The sequence below is a fragment of the Pontibacter deserti genome, from assembly GCF_023630255.1.
GTDB lineage: Bacteria > Bacteroidota > Bacteroidia > Cytophagales > Hymenobacteraceae > Pontibacter > Pontibacter deserti.
Map to the genome: position 1 here is coordinate 566560 of NZ_JALPRS010000002.1, position 18623 is coordinate 585182.

The window sequence follows — 18623 nt, forward strand, 5'->3', positions numbered from 1 at the left end:
AGCAGGTTTAAGAATGAAGGCTTTCTCTGGCAGTCATAAAAATACAATTTTATGTATTTATAATTTTATCGTGTCATATATTTTATGGAATTTTTTGATACAATGTAGAGCCCTAGTATGCAGCAATAATTCTATAAGCAGGCAGAGCTTGGACAAATAAAAAAGACAGCTACTTGTAGCTGTCTTTAGGAAGAATATATGTTAACTATAGATCAGATCATTAATCCAAGTGTTTCTTCAGAAACTCTACAGCCAGATTATGCGCATCTTCGGCGGCTTGTTTGTCATACTTTGGGTTACTAGGGTTGGCGAAAGCATGTACGGCATCATACATTTTTATAGTTACTTCCTTGTCAGCCTGCTTCATTTTCTGCTCAAATTCCTGCACAATCTCGGGGGTAATGGAGTTGTCCTGCTTTGCAAAAACACCCAGCACAGGAGCCTTTAAGTTTTTCAGTCGCTCCACATCACGCTCGGGCATGCCGTAGTAAATAACAGCAGCTTCTCCTTTGCTACCGGCTTCTATAGCTGCCTGCAACGACCACGCGCCGCCAAAGCACCAGCCAATAGTTGCAATGTCGGGGTCTTTACCGGCATAGGCTATAGCGCCGTTTATTATAGCTATACCGCGTTTTGCCGTTACCGATTGTACGTACTCCACAGCTTTCTCGCGTTCGGTGGCTATTTTGCCATCATACAGGTCCAGGGCCAGCACATTTACGTTACCAAGTTCTGTTGCCAGCCGCTCAGCTTCCTGTTTTATGTAGTCGTTAAGTCCCCACCATTCGTGTATCACCAGCAGGTAATTGTCTGTTTTCTTAGCGGCTTTTATCTCGTAAGCTTTGCCGGTTTTACCATCCAGAGTTTTAAACGTTACCATTTTGCCTTTCTGGTTCTCTAGCGTAAACGGGAGTGGATTTTCATGCTTCATCTGAAAGTTTTTATTTCCGGTAAGCATGGCAAATTGTGTGGTGACATCGGCAGTAGGTTTAGTGCAGCAATTCATTTTTTCCTGCGCAAAAACCATTGATCCGCTTAGCAGTACTACGGCAAAGGAGATGATTTTTTTCTTCATAGGTATAAGTATAGGTTTATAGTTTATACTCTGGTGGGGCAGTTACATTTGATAGTGCCTAATCTCTGCTCTGTTCTAAAGGTTGTTTCTTGTTACGCCTTCTGTTCGCCCGTTTTACATATACTGCCGATGGTCCCTTGTCGTCTTCTTTCCGGATGGTAAAGAGATCTTTATGTGCTTTAATCAGTTGCAAAAGTTGCCCGTAACCGAAAGTGCGTGGGTCGAAGCTGGGGTCTAGCTGGCGCAGGTTTACACCAATGGCTCCCAGGTGCGCCCAGCCATCTTCGTCGGCTGCCATGCTAAAAGCTTCTTTCAGCAACGGTACCGGGTTAGGCCTTGGGTGGGTGTGTCCATTTTCAGCTACCGGCTCGGCATCATCCAGTTGCTTCTCATCGATATGATCAACCAGGTTTTCGGTAAATATAAAGATGTTACAGGCGTTTACGAATGGCTTTGGCGTTTTGCGCTGTCCGATGCCCATTACAAAAATACCTGCCTCCCGTATGCGTGTTGCCAATCGGGTATAATCGCTGTCTGAAGATACAATACAGAAACCGTCCACCAGGCCGCTGTGCAGCAAATCCATAGCATCTATAATCAGGGCGCTGTCGGTGGCATTTTTGCCTATGGTGTACCTGAACTGCTGTATAGGCTGTATGGCATGGTGATTCAGGCATTCTTTCCAGCCGTTCATTTGCGGGGTGGTCCAGTCGCCGTAAATACGACGTATCGTTATCTGTCCATACTTTCCGGCTTCAGCCAGAAGTTTAACTATAAGGCTGGGCTGGGCGTTATCGCCGTCTATAAGTATAGCTAAGCGGTGTTTCTTTTTTTCAGGATAAGGGTTTCTCATGTGTGGTTATTAGTCGGCGGCAGTCTTGCCGGCCTGTATTGGAGCTATTTGATTTTTATGTTATACTTATACGCTAAAGCAGAGTTGTGGCTGTAGATTTCTTAACGATGGCTGCAACAGTCTAACAACTTTAAACAGCTTACAGTATATCTAGAACAATTTATACTTTCTCTTATGAACCTTAACTTCATGAAAAAGACGCTTTATACGGTGGCATCGGTTTGCTGCCTGGCTATGCCTGCTGCACGTGCGCAGGTATTTAAAGCTGAAGAACCACTTGCCCATACCTATTCTATAGTTGCCCGCGACCCTGAAACCGGTGAAATGGCGGTGGGTGTGCAAAGCCATTGGTTCTCGGTAGGTACGGCTGTGCCGTGGGTAGAAGCTGGCGTAGGTGTGGTGGCTACCCAATCGTTTACAAACAAATCATTTGGTATGCGCGGACTGGAACTGCTGAAGCAAGGCAAAACTCCTGAACAAGCGTTGGCTATACTTCTGGCTGATGATGAAGGTCGTGAAGTGCGCCAGGTTTCTATATTGGATGCGCAGGGACGCGTAGCAACCCATACTGGTAAGAATTGCATTCGCTATGCCGGGCATATTACGGGCAAGAACTTTTCGGTGCAGGCCAACATGATGCTGACCGACAAAGTATGGCCAGCCATGGCAAAAGCTTTTGAAACCAGCAATGGTAAACCACTGGCTGAGCGTGTATTATTGGCTATGCAGGCCGCAGAACGCGAAGGCGGTGACATACGTGGTAAGCAATCGGCGGTGCTGGTAGTGGTAAAAGGCAAGAAAACAGACAAACCATGGGACGATAAAACGATAGACCTGCGTGTAGACGACCACGAAAAACCGCTGGAAGAACTGGAGCGCTTGCTGAAAGTATACCGTGCCTACGAGCACATGAACAACGGAGACCTTGCCGTAGAAAAAGGGCAGATGCAGAAAGCCATGGAAGAATATGGCAAAGCCGAGGACATGTTTCCTGAAAACCTGGAGATGAAATACTGGCACGCCATTACCCTGGCTAACAACGGCGATGTAAACGGTGCAAGCAAACTTTTAAAAGAAGTATATAAAAAAGACGCTAACTGGAAAGAACTTACCGCCCGTTTACCCGAAGTTGGTTTGCTAACGCTTAAGCCTCAGGACCTGAAAAAGATACTGGAGGTGAAGTAAGTGGCGTTTAGGTACTGGTTGTTGGTTATTAGTTGTTATAATTTTTATAGTGCGAGCGTCTTCGCTCGTGCCCAACTATAGCCTGGGCCTCTGGCCAGTTGGTATTTAGATCTAACACTATGCTCTTCCGGACATTAATGTCCGGAAGTAAACTTGCCGGGTACATTTTATCCCCGTTACAATAGGTAGTAGAACGGACTAAGAAGTCCGCAGCAGATGGGTTTCGGACATGGATGTCCGAAACAGCAAAAGTTATTTGTGAAACTAATCTTTAATTAATGAACAGCTGGAAATCAATTAAGGAAAAACTATACTATGAAGATGGTTCTTTGAGAGATATCTATGTGTTTAATACGAATGAAGAAGACTGGAAAATATGGAGTAAGCTGGTAAATGAAAAGTACAAAGTTTCCTTCTACAATGGGCGTACTCACACAACTGGGGAGAGGATTAATGTAGATGATTTAATAGAATATTTTGTTAATCCTGATAGTTTCGAAGATGTAAACAGGGCGTCAATTATTCTGGGAAATGTTATTATAAACTGTTGTCTGTATTACAAATCCGAAATGGAAAGCGACATTGATCCGCAGCAAGTTAAATCAGAAAATGACCACAAAGCTATACTTGAATACATGCAGGATGTAGCATTAACACTTAATAAAACAGTTGTATTAACAACAGAGATGACTAAAGATGATGTGCTTCTAGAAGTTGAAATTTAATTCCCAAAACTATACCTAACCCCGACAAAGTATAAAATCAGCAGGAAAGTGCAAGTATAGTCGCAGCTATATGTTATAACTCCGAAAACATTTTTTTAACTTATAGGCACAAACGAAACAACCTAAACTAAAACAACCCACCTGACTAATGTTATTTAAAAATAGACTCCGCCACTGGCTGTTGGCAGCAGCAACGGTGGTAGCAGTGCCGGCGCTGGCAAACGGCCCAACTGCACCTTCCGATTCTGCTACTATCAAGAAGTTTTACGACAACGCCCTTACCAGCACAAAAAGCTACGAAGACCTGCGTTACCTTACCAAGAACATCGGCGCAAGACTGAGCGGATCGCCGCAGGCAGCTGCTGCCGTAGAATGGGGCAAGCAGGTAATGAACAAAATGGGCCTAGATCGTGTGTATGTGCAGGAAGTGATGGTGCCTTACTGGGTGCGTGGCGATAAAGAGATTGGCCGAATTCTGAGCTCAAATGTGGGTTCATCTAACGTAAATATTGCAGCGCTTGGCTCTTCAGTTGGTACCGGCGAAAGTGGCCTTACTGCTGAGGTAGTAGAGGTGCATAACTTCGAGGAGCTCGAGAAACTGGGCAAGCGTAAGGTAAAAGGCAAGATCGTGTTCTTTAACCGCGCCTTCGATAACACCCACGTGCATACCATGAACTCATACCGCGATGCCGTTGACCAGCGTGGTGGTGGCCCGGTAGCAGCAGCTAAGCTTGGGGCTGTGGCGGTTATAGTTCGCTCTATGGCCAACGAATTACAGGATGTGCCGCACACCGGTAACACGCGCTACCAGGATGATGTGGAAAAAATACCTGCAGCAGCGATCAGTACCAAAGGCGCCGAAATGCTGAGCAAGCAGCTGAAGAACGATCCAAACCTGAAGTTTTATATGCGCATGACCTGCGAGAACCTGCCGGAAGTGCTGTCTTACAACGTGATCGGGGAGATAAAAGGAACCGAGAAACCGGATGAGATTATAGTTGTAGGCGGCCACCTGGATTCGTGGGACCTGGGAGAAGGCGCGCACGACGACGGAACCGGTGTAGTGCAGTCGATGGAAGTACTGCGTTTGTTCAAAGATTTAGGTATTAAACCGAAGCGTACGATCAGAGCTGTACTTTTCATGAACGAAGAGAACGGTTTACGCGGTGGTCGTAAGTATGCCGAAGAAGCCAAAGCTAAAGGTGAGAAACACATAGCTGCGATTGAGTCGGATGCTGGTGGCTTTACACCGCGTGGTTTCGGAATTGATGGGAATGATGCTCAGTATGCCAAAACACAAACCTGGAGACCACTACTGGAGCCTTACGGTTTATATGAGTTAACCCGTGGTGGTGGTGGCGCCGACATCGGCCCATTAAAAGGACAAGGCACTGTTGCCCTGATCGGTTTTAAGCCTGATTCACAGCGTTACTTCGATTATCACCACACCGATATCGATACGTTTGAAACCGTAAACCGCCGCGAAATGCAGTTAGGTGCTGCTTCCATGGCATCATTGGTTTACCTGATCTCGCAGTACGGTTTGTAGATTTAGGGATTGGGAGATATAAAGATGATCTCCGAACTATAAAGTATAAACGCCTGCCCAGGCTATCCGGGGCAGGCGTTTTGATTTTGTCTGAATCAGGATTTTTAGGATTTGATGGATACATAGAATTGATAAGACCTCACAGTGTTTTTAAAACCTGTGAGTGTCTTGGTTACTACGGTAGCAACAGCGAACTATCACCGTAACTCAGGAATCTATAGTTGTTATCCATAGCGTGCTGGTATACGTTGCGCCAGTTCTCTCCGATCAAAGCTGAAACCAATAACAGCAGTGTGCTTTCAGGCTGATGAAAATTGGTAACCAATCCTTTGCAGATGCGGAAAGTATAACCCGGCGCTATGATGATCTGGGTGCTGGCATGCAGGTGGTCGGTTTTATACTTGTCCATGTATTGCAGCAACGCCATTAAAGCTTCGGAAGGACCAGGCAGATTTATACTTTCATAGGCTAACCATTGGGTAATGTGCAGTTGCTCCTGTGGCAAGTTAGGTTGTTGGAGTACTCTCACACCTAGCCAATACAAGCTCTCCAGGGAGCGCATACTTGTGGTACCAACCGGAATAACAGGCTTGTTTTGCTCTGCCTGCGCCAGCAACTGAAGTATAAAAGCCTTGGTTAAGTATAGCTGCTCGGCATGCATCTCGTGTTCTTCCATCACATTAGCTTTAACCGGCTTAAAAGTGCCGGCGCCAACATGCAGGGTCAGGTAAGCAGTGGCGATGCCTTTAGCTTTTATACTTTCCATTACCCTATCCGTAAAGTGCAGGCCGGCAGTTGGGGCAGCTACGGCACCTTCCTGGTTCGCATAAATTGTCTGGTAACGAGTGCGGTCGTCGGGGGTAAGATCGCGGTTTAAGTAAGGTGGGAGTGGCAGCTTACCACAGCGCTCTAGTACTTCAGCAAAAGTTAAGTTAGCCGGCTCCCAGGCAAAATTTATCAGGAAATGCCCGTCCTGCTGTGCTTCGCGCTCTGCTGTAAGTTTGCCATCTTCAAAGTATAAGTATAGCTTCCCGCTCTTCCAGCGTTTATTGTTACCTACCAAGCATTTCCAGGTGCAGCTTTCGGTTTGCTGCATGGCCAGTTGTACTTCAGCGTGTGGCTTAACAGGTTCCAGGCAAAATATCTCCACTATACCACCTGTCTCTTTCTGGAAAAGCAAGCGTGCCTGTACTACTTTGGTATCGTTAAAAACCAGTAAAGTATTGGCTGGTAAAAGCTCCGGCAGGTCTGTAAAAGTATAATCGGTTATCGCGCCACTTTTATAGTATAGTAACTTCGACTGGTCACGCTCCGGTAACGGGAATTTAGCTATTCGTTCATCTGGCAGCTCGTACACAAAATCTTTTATCGCCAGCTTTTTAGGATCGGTCATTTTTATAGTTCTGAGTTACGAGTTTCGAGTGCCGAGTTAAAAATACAAGTATAGCAACTCGTAATTCGTAACTCTGAACTCATAACTAATTTTTTTCAGTTTCTTCTTCTAGATCGTTCAGTTCGAGTGTGAGCGCATTTACGGATATCTGTATTTCGCGCAGGGCAAGCCCCAGAGATCCAAGCAGCAATAGCAGACTTAGCCCGAATAGGTACTTGCCTGTTGTGTCATAGCCTGCAAAAAGTATAAACATACAGAAAACACAGCCAAACATACTGGATATGCCCAGCGCCTGCATATTACGGATAAGCACCAGCCTGGTGCGCAGGTTCTCTATCTGCCCAAACACTAAATGGCTGTGTGTAGTAGCATACCGCTTTTTAAGGCTCCGGATAAGGTTGGCCAGCGCCATAAACCTGTTGGTATAGGCCAGCAGCAACAACGAAATTGCCGGGAACAATAGGGCAGGAGTGGTGAGCGTAATTTCCATATCTGTGCGCAGACCAGTGAGTGCAGTTACTGAATACTTTTCAGGAAATCTTCATCCAGTGGTTCGTCATCATCCTGCTGTGCGTGGTGCTCAAAATCAATGGCAGTCAAAAGTTCCAGCCCTTCTATCATTAACTCGTCCAGTTCCTCTTTTGAGTGAGCATCCAGCGTAGCTTCAAATAGACCTAGTATCTGTTCGCGCTCTTCGTTCACAAAGATCTCGTGGTACAGGTTATCAAATACCGCGATTTTCTTTTGTACGATCTTGTCAATCTCTTGTGAGCTTTTCGCTTTAAGGGCATCCTGCAATACATGCAATGCTTCTATGCTTGTCTCGTTATCAGCAAGGCGCGTATAGGCTTTTATAAACGCAATAGCCACCCCCAGCCGCACGCGCTCAAACCTGAAGTTAAGTTCATCAGTTGCCTTGTTTGTCTTAACAAAGGTTCTGTATACTTCTTCAAATTTCTTATACACATTAGCAGCGCCTTCTTCAAAAACCTGAGGGTTTTCAGAGTTATAGGCTGTTTCTAAAAGTAACTGTAGGTTTTTGGCGCTCATCGGTTATTGCTTTATAGTCTGCAAAGGTAATGGTTTGGCCGCTTTTATACTATGAAAAACAAAGGCCCGGTATTCCTAAGGTATACCGGGCCTTTTCTGTATTTGTTGATGTTATACTTAAACTACCACACCCACTGCGGACATAGCACTTTGCTGGCATTGTTCAGTTTAAAACCTACTACTACTTCGTGGCTGCCGGCGCTTACTTTGCTCATGCTGGAGGTAGCAACTTCATAAGAGTAGCCTACATCAAAAAGGTGGTTGAGATTCACACCCGCCATAAGTGCCCAGGCATCGTTGTGGCGGTAAGATACACCGCCCCAAACATACTGTGCATACAGTGCCCTCAGGTTCAAGTCAACAGCAGGTGTAGCCGATGAGGTTGCTTTCACCATAACAGAAGGTATTACTGCTACATCTCCTGAGGTCTGGAAACGAAAGCCCGCTGTGCCATAAAAGTGGGGCTGCAGGTTCATGGCTGGGTCATCAGTTGTAACAATTTCCTGCTTGCTCTTTAATAACTGCATTCCTGATAAGCCAACGTAAAAGTCAGGGCTGTACAACCATAACCCAACACCTACATCAACCTTAGTGGCTGACATGTTACCACCCACCAGGTAAGGGTCACTTGGATCCTGTACTTGTGCGCGATTTACATCTACATTATACTGCGTTACTCCGCCTGCCAGTCCGCTTGATAAGGTAAGATACCTGGTGATCGGCTGGTGGTAAGCATATGTCGCATTTATAGTAGAAGTCCGCAATAAGCCAGCTTTATCAACTTGCATAACTGCTCCTAAACCATGGTGTGGTACTGCTTTTTTGTAGCTGTTACGGCTCGAAAATCCGGACTTATTTACTTTCCTGGATTTGGGAGAGGTTTTGTTATTGTCTGGGTTACCAATAGAGCCATGTATAGTGGCATAGAAGGTTTCAGGTGCACCTTCTACGCCTGCCCATTGCCCCCGGTAACTGGTGCGCAGGTCGGCATAGCTTTCTATGCCGCCTACTGCAGGGTTTGTAAGGTAATTGTTTAACGCGTATTGTGTGTACTGTGGGCGCTGCTGCGCCAGTGCGGTGCCTGCTGCGGCAACCAGTGCCACTACTATTGCTGTTAATCGTCTCATAGCTGGCATTACTTAATAATAGTTATACTTCCTGAAATTGGTGCTTCGTCTTTTGACAAATGAATGATGTAGTAGTAAGCGCCCAGCGGCAGTTGTTTGCCATTGCGGGTACCGTTCCATGGCTCATCGTAACCTTTGCTTTCGAAGATCTTCTCTCCCCAGCGGGTAAATATCTCCACTCGGCAATCAGGATACTTGTCCAGGTGCTCCACATAAAACACATCGTTAATGCCATCACCGTTTGGAGTCATAGCGTTCATCGGAACAATGGCCGGTACAACAGTTACCGTTACTGAAGCAGTAGCTGTACAACCTTCCGGAGTTGTGATGGTTACAGTGTAAGTAGTGGTTACATCTGGGTTGGCAAGTGGAGAAGCGGCAGTTGGGTCTGTTAAACCAGTAGCCGGAGACCAGCTGTAAGTTGCACCGCCACTGGCAACCAACTTCGTAGATTTACCCTGCATAATTGTTACATCGCCACTAATTCGAGCTTGTGGTGCTGTTACAATAATTTTTACTTCCTGGCGCGCTGCGCTTTCGCAGTTGTTGCTGTTCACGGCCTGTACCCAGTAAGAAGTAGTAACACTTGGGGTAGCTCTATAAGTAGTTCCTTCGGCAAGGTAAGTACCGCCTTGTGGTGCATCGTACCATTCCAACCTTGTGCCGGCTGCTACACCGGTAGCCTGCAAAGTAGCACTTGCTCCAGGGCATATAGAAACAGAAGCTATACCTGGCACAGTTGGCAACGGTACTACTTCCATCTTTACGGCATTACTAATATGGTCTGCACAAGGGCCTGACGAACGTACCACACGTCTGTACCAGGTAGTTCTGGTTAATGCTTCGGTTGGAGCGTAATGCTGGCCTGTAGCACCGGAAATGTTGGTAAAGTTTCCGCCGTCTGTGCTTTGCTGCCACTGGTAATTGTAAGGTTCTGAAGTTTCGAAAGCTACGGAGCCAGTGAGGGCAGCCGGTATACTTCCACTGCAGATCGTCTGTGCTGTACTGATGGTGTTATCCGTGATTAACTGATTAACTGTGATAGTTACTGCACGACGGGTACTGCTGGCACAGTTAGTTGCATTTACAGCTTCTACATAATAGGTAGTGCTGGTACGCAATGGCTGTGTTGTAAAGGTGATACCAGAGCCGATCGCGGTTCCGCCGGAAGCAGTATAGAACCAGCGGTAAGTAATGCTGCTGGCGCCAGTAGCGGGATTCTTGATACGAAGCGTAGCAGTGCTGCCTTCGCAAATCGTAATATTATCGGCTAGTGGCGTAGCTGGCAGTGGAGATACTGTAATTTTTACTGCGCTGCTTATACTTTCGCCGCATGGTCCGGCCACTCTTACTCTTCTTCTGAACCAGGTATCCTGCGTTAGTGCATCCGGTGCATAGTTCTGCGCATAAGCTCCAACTATACTTACATAGTTTACACCATCGTTAGAGCGTTCCCACTGGTAAGCTGGTGTGGCTGCACCTATACCTGAAGGCAATGAACCTTGTAATGGTGCTGGTATGGCGCCGCTGCAAATTGTTTGCTCACCTGAGGTAATGGTGTTATTGGATATCGCAGAAGAAATATTCACAGTTACTGCTTCTGATGGACCTGCACAGTATTGTGTTGTGCCAGGTATAGCTCTGAAAGCCGTTACATAGAATATAGCCTTAGATGACAATGGAACAGTAGTGTAAGTAGTGCCGGTGTGCAGGAATGTGCCATTGGCATCAAACCATTTGTACACTAGTTCAGCCTCAGGTGCAACAACTGATAAGGTAGCACTGCTGCCAGTACAAACTGTAGCATCATCAGCTACCGGAAGGCCTGGTTTGCCTACTACCAGTACGTTGGCCTGTACTCTGCTGCTACTGATACAACCTGCTGCGTTTACGGCTTCGATGTAGTAAGATTTGCTTGAGTACAGCGCTTCCTGTGAAGTATAGGAAATACCGGAACCTATCAGTGTAGTACCGGCGGCATCGTTATACCATCTGTACTCCAGTGCAGGGTCAGGATTTTTAACAAACAGTGTTACGGTTTCGCCGGAGCAGATTGAAGCATTGGAAACAGCCGGTGTAGCCGGTAACTGCGCTACACTTACCACCACCGCTTTGCGTGTAGGGCTTGCACAACCTGTAGCTGTTACTGCTTCTACATAATACGTGGTGCTGGCTGTAAGCCCACTGATAGAGTGGCTGCTGCCGGTTGCCAGCAATTTACCTGCTCCATCATACCATCTGTAGTTCAAAGCAGCATCAGGCTGTGTTATGCGCAATGTTACTGTCTGGCCGGCACAGACTGCCTGGTTAGCTGCCATTGGCGTAGCTGGTAACTGCGAAACCTTAACAGTAACAGCAGTTCTGGTACTTATACAGCCTGAACCATTATGAGCTTCAACAAAGTATGTTCTGTCTGATGTTAAAGCGCCTGTCTCGAAAGTTGTTCCTGATGCAAGTGCTATGCCGCCTGTTGCTACGCTGTACCATTTATAGGTTAAGCCAGCGCTTGCCTGTTTCACAACCAAGGTAGTGCCGGTACCGGAGCAGATGGCCTCGTTGTCTACCTCAGGAGCTGTCGGCAGTTGCATTACACTTACTGTTACCGCTTTGCGCTGGCTGGCGCAAGCCTGAGCAGTGGTAGTATAAGCCTCTACATAATAAACAGTGTTCTGAGTTAATTTGCTGGTCTGGAAAGATGAGCCATTGGCTACCAGCGTTCCGTTTCCGTCAAACCATCTGTAGTTCAGTTTTACATCCGGGTTATTAACCGATAGGGTTGTGTGCTCGCCGGAGCAGATCACTTTGTCTGCTGCCTGTGGTATGGATGGAAGTGGCGTTACAAAAACATTTACAGCTTTTCGTGGGCTAACGCAACCGCTTCCATTCACTGCTTCTACATAGTAAGTAGTTTCAGCCTGAACGCCATCTATGGTATACATGATGCCACTTGCAAGGCTGTTACCCCCTGTAGCCACACTGAACCAACGGTAAGTATAACCTAGCTCAGGAGCCGATACAGCCAGGGTTGCCTTTGCACCGGCACAAGCTGTAATGTTATTGGCTTGTGGAGTTATAGGGGCAGCAATGGTTGTGACTTTTACTATGTTGCTTTTCTGCTCAGGGCAGGTACCTGTAGGCACAAACGCCACTCTTCTGAACCAGGTAGTTACATACGTAACAGGTGGCTGGTAATCTCTGCCGGTAGCACCCGGTATAATATTGTAGTTGATGCCGTCTTCGCTGCTTTCCCACTGGTAAGTAACTGTTCCGCTACCGCTCATGGCCGATGAACCTATAAGTTTTGCCGGTACAGATGCGCTGCAGATAGTCTGGTTTGCTGTAACAGTGTTGTTGGAAATAGGCTGAGAAACAAATGCAGTAACCAGCGTACGCGCCTGGTTTATACATCCTGATGTGGTGACTGCCTCTACATAATAAACAGCATCTGCAGTTAGCACCGGAGTAGTAAAGGTTGTGCCGGTAGATAGCAGTGTTTCGTTGTCATCGTACCAGTTGTATACTATAGTTGGTGTTGCATTCTTCACGAAAAGAGTAGCCGTACTTCCCGCACAAATGCGGGCATCATCAGCCGCCGGAGCGGCTGGCAGCGGTGTAACTGTTACATTAACAGCTTCGCGAGGGCTGACACAGCTTGGCGATGACTGAGTGGCGGCTTCAACATAAAATGTTGTGTTTGCATACAGAAGGTCAGCTGGCTGGTAACTGGTTCCGGTTGCCAGCGGTGCTCCATTCTTGTCATACCAACGGTAAATCAGGGTGGCATCAGGTGACGAAACAGTAAACGTTACTCGCTCGCCGGCACAAATCGTTTGATCAGAAGCGACAGGCATTGCCGGTTGTGGCGTAACCGTAACAGATACTGCCCGGCGTGATGAGCTGATGCAACCATATGCCGAAACAGCTTCTACATAAAATGTTCTGTTAGAAGTAAGCGCGTTAGTAGTATAGCTGGATCCGGTTCTAACTGGCGTTCCGCCTGTTGCTACAGTATACCAGTTATAAGTAACATCTGGTGCTACAGTGCTAACAGTTAAAGTAGCAGGAGACCCGGAGCAAACAGTAACGTTATTTACTACCGGAACAGTTGGCAGTGGCGTTACATTTACTGCTACTGCCTTACGACCGCTCGTACAAGCTGGCGTTCCGCCTGTAGTTACCTCAACATAATATATGGCATTGCTGTTAAGTACACCTGTAGTATAAGTAGTACCTGTTGCCAGTAGCGCACCACCCGAATCATACCAGCGGTAAGTATAGCTGAGTGTAGGAGATGTTACAGCTAGTGTAGCCTGCTGTCCTGCACAAATCGTCTGGTCTTCGGCAAGTGGCAGGGCTGGTGTTGGTGTAACGGTTACAGCTACAGCTTTACGGGCACTGGAGCATCCGTTTGCACTTACAGCTTCTACATAATAAGTAACGGAGCTGCTAAGTATACCTGTAGTGAAAGAGTCGCCGGTAGCCAGGCTGCTGCCGCCGGTAGCAACATTGTACCAGCGATAGGTAAGTGTAGCATCCGGTGTGTTTACTTTAAGTGTAGTAGTGCTGCCTTCGCATATTGTTTTGCTGTCAGCAAGTGGCGTTACAGGTATTGGTGCTACGGTAACCTGTACCACGTTACTATAATGCTCCGGACAAGTACCACTGGCTGTTTTTACTCTTCTTCGGTACCAGGTTGTAGCAGTAAGAGCGGCTGGCGAATAGTTCTGGCTTGTAGCATTTGCGATGGCCGTAAAGTTTGTGCCATTCTCGCTGCGTTCCCACTGGTAAGCAAAGTCGCTGCCGTTAGCTGCTGGTAGTGTTCCTGTAATCTGGGCTGGTGTGCTACCGCTGCAAATGGTCTGGTTTGCTGAGATCGTATTGTTTGTGATCGGGGTTGTTACAGTTACAGATACTGTTCTGCGGGACGGACTTGCGCAGGCAGTTATCGTGTTTATAACAGCTTCCAGTTGATAAGTAGCACTGTAGCCTAGGATTTCAGTTGTGTAAGAGATACCGGTTGCTACTAAAATGCCGCTTTCATACCAGCGGTAGATCAGGCCTGGTTCAGGGTTTTTCACCCAAAGGGTAGCGTTGTCGCCGGCGCAGATAATTGCATTGTCAGCATCCGGAGTAGCCGGAAGTGATGTAACCTGTACTGTAACTGCACCACGAGACGCACTGGCGCAACCGCCGGTTGTAACTGCTTCTACATAATAAGTAACTGTGCCATTAACAGAGTTGATTGCATAAGTATTACCTGTAGCCAGTAATGTTCCGCCTGAAGCAGCTGTATACCATCTGTAAGTTAAGTTTGCATCCGGATCTTTAACAGCCAGGGTAGCAGGAGCACCCGCACAAATAGCTATACTTTCAGCAGTTGGTGTAGCTGGTAGCGGTGTTACGGTTACAGTAACCTGAGCTCTTGTACTTACGCAACCTGCTGTTGTAGCTGCTTCCAGATAATATACTCTGTTAGAAGTAAGGTTGCCCGTATTAAATGTAACGCCCGTTGCAATGGCAGAACCTCCTGTTGGCGAAGTATACCAGTTGTAGATTAAGTTCACATCAGGCGATTGCACAGTTAAGTTCGTTGACGTGCCTGTGCAGATGGCGGCATCCGAAGCAACCGGAGTAGTCGGGATCGGGCTAACAGTTACTACTACAGCTTTGCGCGAACTGGTGCAGACAGGACTTGTTACAGTTGATGCCTCAACAAAGAAGGTGGTGCTGTTAGTTAAAATTTCAGTAGTATACGTTGTTCCGGTTGTAAGAAGGTCACCGTTAACATTATACCAGCGATATGTTAACGTAGGATCCGGCGCTGTAACCGAAAGGGTAGTAGTCTGGCCGGAACATATAGTTCGGTCAGAAGCCTGAGGTGTAGCCGGTTGTGGTTTAACCGTAACCGTAACTGCTCTTCTGCCACTAACGCAACCAGCCGAGCTGGTAGCATCAACATAATAAGTGGTAGTTGCTGTAAGTGTTTCAGTAGTTAATGATGGGCCTACTCCAAGCGGGTTTACTCCTGTTGAAGAAGTATACCACTTGTAAGTTAAAGATGCATCGGGGGAGGTAATGTTAAGCTTAGCAGTTTCGCCGGAGCATATAGTTATACTTGCTGCAGCAGGCGTAACCGGAAGCGGAGAAACAGTAACTTTTATAACATTGCTTACATGTTCAGGACAAGAGCCTGCCGACGATTTTACTTTTCTTCTGAACCAGGTGCTGATGGTAAGCGAACCGGGCGCGAAAGATGCATTATTGGCGCCGGCTATACTTGAGAAGTTAACGCCGTCTTCGCTGCGTTCCCATTGGTAAGTATAGGTTCCGTTTCCACCTGATGGCGTAGTACCAGTTAAAGTGTTTGGTGTGCCGCCGCTGCAAATGGTCTGGTTTGCATAGATAGTATTATTGCTGATGTTTGGAGTTACAGTTACAATTACTGTTCTGCGGGCCGGGCTTGTGCAGGCAGTACTGGAGTTAGCCACTGCTTCAACATAAAAAGTAGTGCTGCTACCCAGGATATCTGTTGTAAAAGTAACGCCTGAAGAAAGCAATGTGCCACCTGAGTACCAATTGTAAGTAGCCGTAGGGTCAGGGTTTTTAACAAACAATACTGCAGCATCACCCGAACAGACAGTAGTATTATCTACATCAGGTATAGCTGGCAATGGAGTTACTGTTACATACACTGCTTTTCTATCGGGGCTGGTACAACCGCCTGCTGTGGCCGCCTCCAGGTAAAAAGTAGTGTTTGCTGATAATATGTCGGTGGTATAGTTGGTGCCTGTGGCTAGCAAAGTGCCATCTGTTTCAGCATCATACCAGCGGTATACCAGGTTTGCATCTGCTGCCAGTACTTTTAACGTTGCTGTACTTCCGGCACAGATAGCAGCATTGTCAGCTTCAGGTATGGCTGGTAGTGGGGTTACAGTTACCGTAACCATACCGCGCGCTGTGCTTATACATCCCGACCCTGAAACTGCCTCTACGTAGTATGTTTTGTTTGATGTCAGGATACCTGTATTATAACTGGTGCCTGTTGCCAGTGCTGTTCCTCCTGTTGCAGTGGCATACCATTTATAGGTAAGGTTTGCATCCGGTGAAGTAACCTGTAATGTAGTTCCTGTGCCGGTACAAATGTTCTGATTCTGAGCGACAGGCTGGGCAGGCAATGGATTTACAGTAATCTTAACAGCATTGCTAACAGAAGGAGCACATTTTCCGGAAGCTGTAACTGTTCTGCGGAACCAGGTGGTTTTTGTTAGTGCACCCGGTGCATAATCTTTACCTGTTGCACCTGTTATATTCTGGAAAAGGCTGCCATCCTCAGAGAAAGCCCACTGGTAAGTAAAGCCTCCGCCGCCACCTGCAGGTAGCGTACCTTGTAATGCAGCCGGGGTAGCGCCACTACAAATAGCCTGATCTGCGGTTAGCGTATTGTTTGTTATAGCCGGGGTAACTGTTACCTGCACCATTGTCTGCGGGCTGGCACAACCAGGGGATGCTTTCGTTACGGCTTCTACATAGAAAACAGCATCTGCTGTAAGTGGGCCTGTGTTATAATTTATACCTGTTGCCAGTAGGTTTTGGTTACTATCGTACCATCTGTAGAAAATAGTAGCATCAGTTGGGTTAACTGCCAGAGTAGCACTGTTGCCTTCGCAAACTATAGCATTTGCTGCAGTAGGGGCAGGAGGTAATGCTGTAACCGTTACATCTACGGAGCGACGTGTAGTATAACAACCTGAAGTTGCGGTAGCCTCAACATAATAAGTTTTACTGGTTGTAAGGGGTACTGTAGTATAAGAAGTACCGGTTGCCAGCACAGTTCCACCAACTTCTACATCGTACCAGCTATAAGTAAAGCCAGGGTCCGGATTTGTAACCACCATGGTAGCAGGCGAACCATAACATATCATCGGCTCTACTATATCAATAGAAGCCGGCATCGGCGTTACAGTTATCAGAACAGTATTACTATATGTTTCGGGGCAGGTGCTGGCTGCTTTTACTCTGCGGCGGAACCAGGTAGTTGTTGTAAGTGATGCCGGGGCATAGTTTACGGCATTAGCTCCAGGTATATCGGTAAAGGTGCTGCCGTTGGTGCTGCGCTGCCATTGGTAAATGTAGCCGCCACCGCCACCTGCCGGGGTTGATCCAGTAAGTGGTTCAGGTTTGCCACCCGTACACATGGCCTGATCGGCACTGATAGTATTATTGGTTATAGTTGGAGTAGAATTGGCTTTAACTTCAACTCGGGAGGAGACAAAGCAATTAGTAGATGCAGTAGTGGTTGCTTCTACGAAATAAGAAACAGGGCCAGTTACCGGGCTTGGTGTTACAAACGTCGGACCTGTGCCCAGTAGCGTAGTGCTCGTTGCTGTGGCATACCATTTATAAACTGTGTTGCCATCGTTGTTAGTAACAGTAAAAGTAGCACGTGTGCCATAGCAAACCAATGCATCAGAAACTATAGGCGTAGCTGGCATTGGTGTTACCGTAATTTTTACCGGGTTCGTTTCTTCGCCACAACCGCCATTGTAGGCTATTCTTTTAAACCAGGTGGTCTGGTAAAGTGCTGGTGGAGTATAATCTTTGTCTTTTGCTGATGCGATCGGGCTATAACCGCTGGTGGCGTTCGTGGTGCTTTGCAGCCACTGGAATGTCATGTTTTGTGGTGCGTTCCCTGTTATCATGGCAGGAACTGTGCCGGCACAGATCTGCTGATCTCCGTTTAAAAGTGTGGCATTACCATTTGTAGAAGATACGGTTATAGTTGCCATTGTGCGCGGAGACGTACAACCCGTGTTAGTCAACGCTTCTATGTAAACAGTTGTGTTTGTAACATTGGTCTTTGTATAAGATGTACCCCAAACCAATAACACTCCGTTGCTATCGTACCACTTGTATAGCAGGTTCGGATCCGGGTTACTTACCCAAAGCGTAGCGTTGCTGCCGGTACATACGGCTATACTTTCAACGGCTGGTGCAGTAGGTATCTTATCAATAGTTATCTGCTGCGAAGCGGTGGCAGTCTCGCCACAACTTTTAGTTACAGTAATACTGATGGTATGCGTACCTGGTGTAGGGAAGTTTATACTTGGGTAAGCCGCCGTAGACACCTCGTACCCATTAAGCACCCAACTATACTTGGTAATTGTACCACCCGGGTTGGCAGTATATACAGGCTGATGATTAGGGTTGGTAGCACTAAACGAAATAGTGGTTGGTCCACAGTAACGCTGTGCAGCCGGTAAGGTAACCTCCGGCTCCTGGCATTGTTGCGACAATGCAGCTGATGGTGAAAACCCGAAAAACAATATGGTTAACAGCAGCGGTAAAAGTATTCTCATAAGCAGTTAGTATTACTGTAGCACTTAATAATCACCTTTGTAAAAATTGCACAAAAAAAGTATTAATTATTGATGTTGTAAACATGCGTTATGTTTGATGTATCAATAACTTAATTTGAATAATAATCAGAAAATCTGAGCTGGATTTGTAAGCAATATTACTAAAATATAGTTTCTGGAAAAGTAAATTTTTGTTCGTATTGCGCTGAAAGTTAATAAATAACATAACTATAATATATCTACTAGCTAATTAAAAGGAAAAATAAAAGCTAGTAGTAATTATGATTTTATAAATAATGTATGTAATAAT

10 protein-coding genes are annotated in these 18623 nt (G+C 46.5%); 3 read left to right on the forward strand and 7 right to left on the reverse strand.

From position 1 onward, the window contains the following. Window positions 1-220 precede the first annotated feature (220 nt). Entirely contained in the window at window positions 221-1075 is an 855-nt protein-coding gene (locus MJ612_RS14530; protein ID WP_250419195.1) for a dienelactone hydrolase family protein, read from the reverse strand. 58 nt (window positions 1076-1133) lie between these two features. After that, window positions 1134-1928 carry an NYN domain-containing protein gene (locus tag MJ612_RS14535; protein WP_187030967.1) on the reverse strand — a complete coding sequence of 265 codons (795 nt, stop codon included), beginning with the start codon at window positions 1926-1928 and terminating at the stop codon, window positions 1134-1136. A gap of 189 nt (window positions 1929-2117) precedes the next feature. Here MJ612_RS14535 and MJ612_RS14540 point away from each other — a divergent pair, with 189 nt between their 5' ends. From MJ612_RS14540 to MJ612_RS14550, 3 genes are all read left to right on the forward strand, one after another. Continuing rightward, on the forward strand, window positions 2118-3113 hold the full coding sequence (locus tag MJ612_RS14540; RefSeq protein ID WP_187030966.1) for a DUF1028 domain-containing protein: 996 nt from the start codon (window positions 2118-2120) through the stop codon (window positions 3111-3113). Window positions 3114-3391: 278 nt separating this feature from the next. Then, window positions 3392-3838 (forward strand): hypothetical protein, encoded by a 447-nt coding sequence (locus tag MJ612_RS14545; protein WP_187030964.1) that lies wholly within the window; start codon window positions 3392-3394, stop codon window positions 3836-3838. A gap of 148 nt (window positions 3839-3986) precedes the next feature. After that, complete coding sequence (locus MJ612_RS14550; protein WP_187030962.1) at window positions 3987-5387, forward strand: M20/M25/M40 family metallo-hydrolase; 1401 nt, start codon at window positions 3987-3989, stop codon at window positions 5385-5387. A 175-nt stretch (window positions 5388-5562) separates the two neighbouring features. On the opposite strand, the gene MJ612_RS14555 is transcribed toward MJ612_RS14550, so the two are convergent. From MJ612_RS14555 to MJ612_RS14575, 5 genes are all read right to left on the reverse strand, one after another. Further along, window positions 5563-6780: an S-adenosylmethionine:tRNA ribosyltransferase-isomerase gene (locus tag MJ612_RS14555; RefSeq protein WP_187030960.1), complete on the reverse strand. Its 1218-nt coding sequence runs from the start codon at window positions 6778-6780 to the stop codon at window positions 5563-5565. Window positions 6781-6865: 85 nt separating this feature from the next. Continuing rightward, the gene (locus tag MJ612_RS14560) at window positions 6866-7270 is read right to left on the reverse strand and encodes a DUF2721 domain-containing protein (RefSeq protein WP_187030958.1); all 405 of its coding nucleotides are present in this window, start codon (window positions 7268-7270) and stop codon (window positions 6866-6868) included. Window positions 7271-7296: 26 nt separating this feature from the next. Then, window positions 7297-7830: a hypothetical protein gene (locus MJ612_RS14565; RefSeq protein WP_187030956.1), complete on the reverse strand. Its 534-nt coding sequence runs from the start codon at window positions 7828-7830 to the stop codon at window positions 7297-7299. Between the two features lie 122 nt (window positions 7831-7952). After that, window positions 7953-8957, reverse strand: a complete 1005-nt coding sequence (locus MJ612_RS14570; protein WP_187030954.1) for a PorP/SprF family type IX secretion system membrane protein — start codon at window positions 8955-8957, stop codon at window positions 7953-7955. An 8-nt stretch (window positions 8958-8965) separates the two neighbouring features. Further along, window positions 8966-18313, reverse strand: coding sequence for a gliding motility-associated C-terminal domain-containing protein (locus MJ612_RS14575; RefSeq protein WP_187030952.1), 9348 nt, complete (start codon window positions 18311-18313; stop codon window positions 8966-8968). Between the last annotated feature and the right edge of the window lie 310 nt (window positions 18314-18623).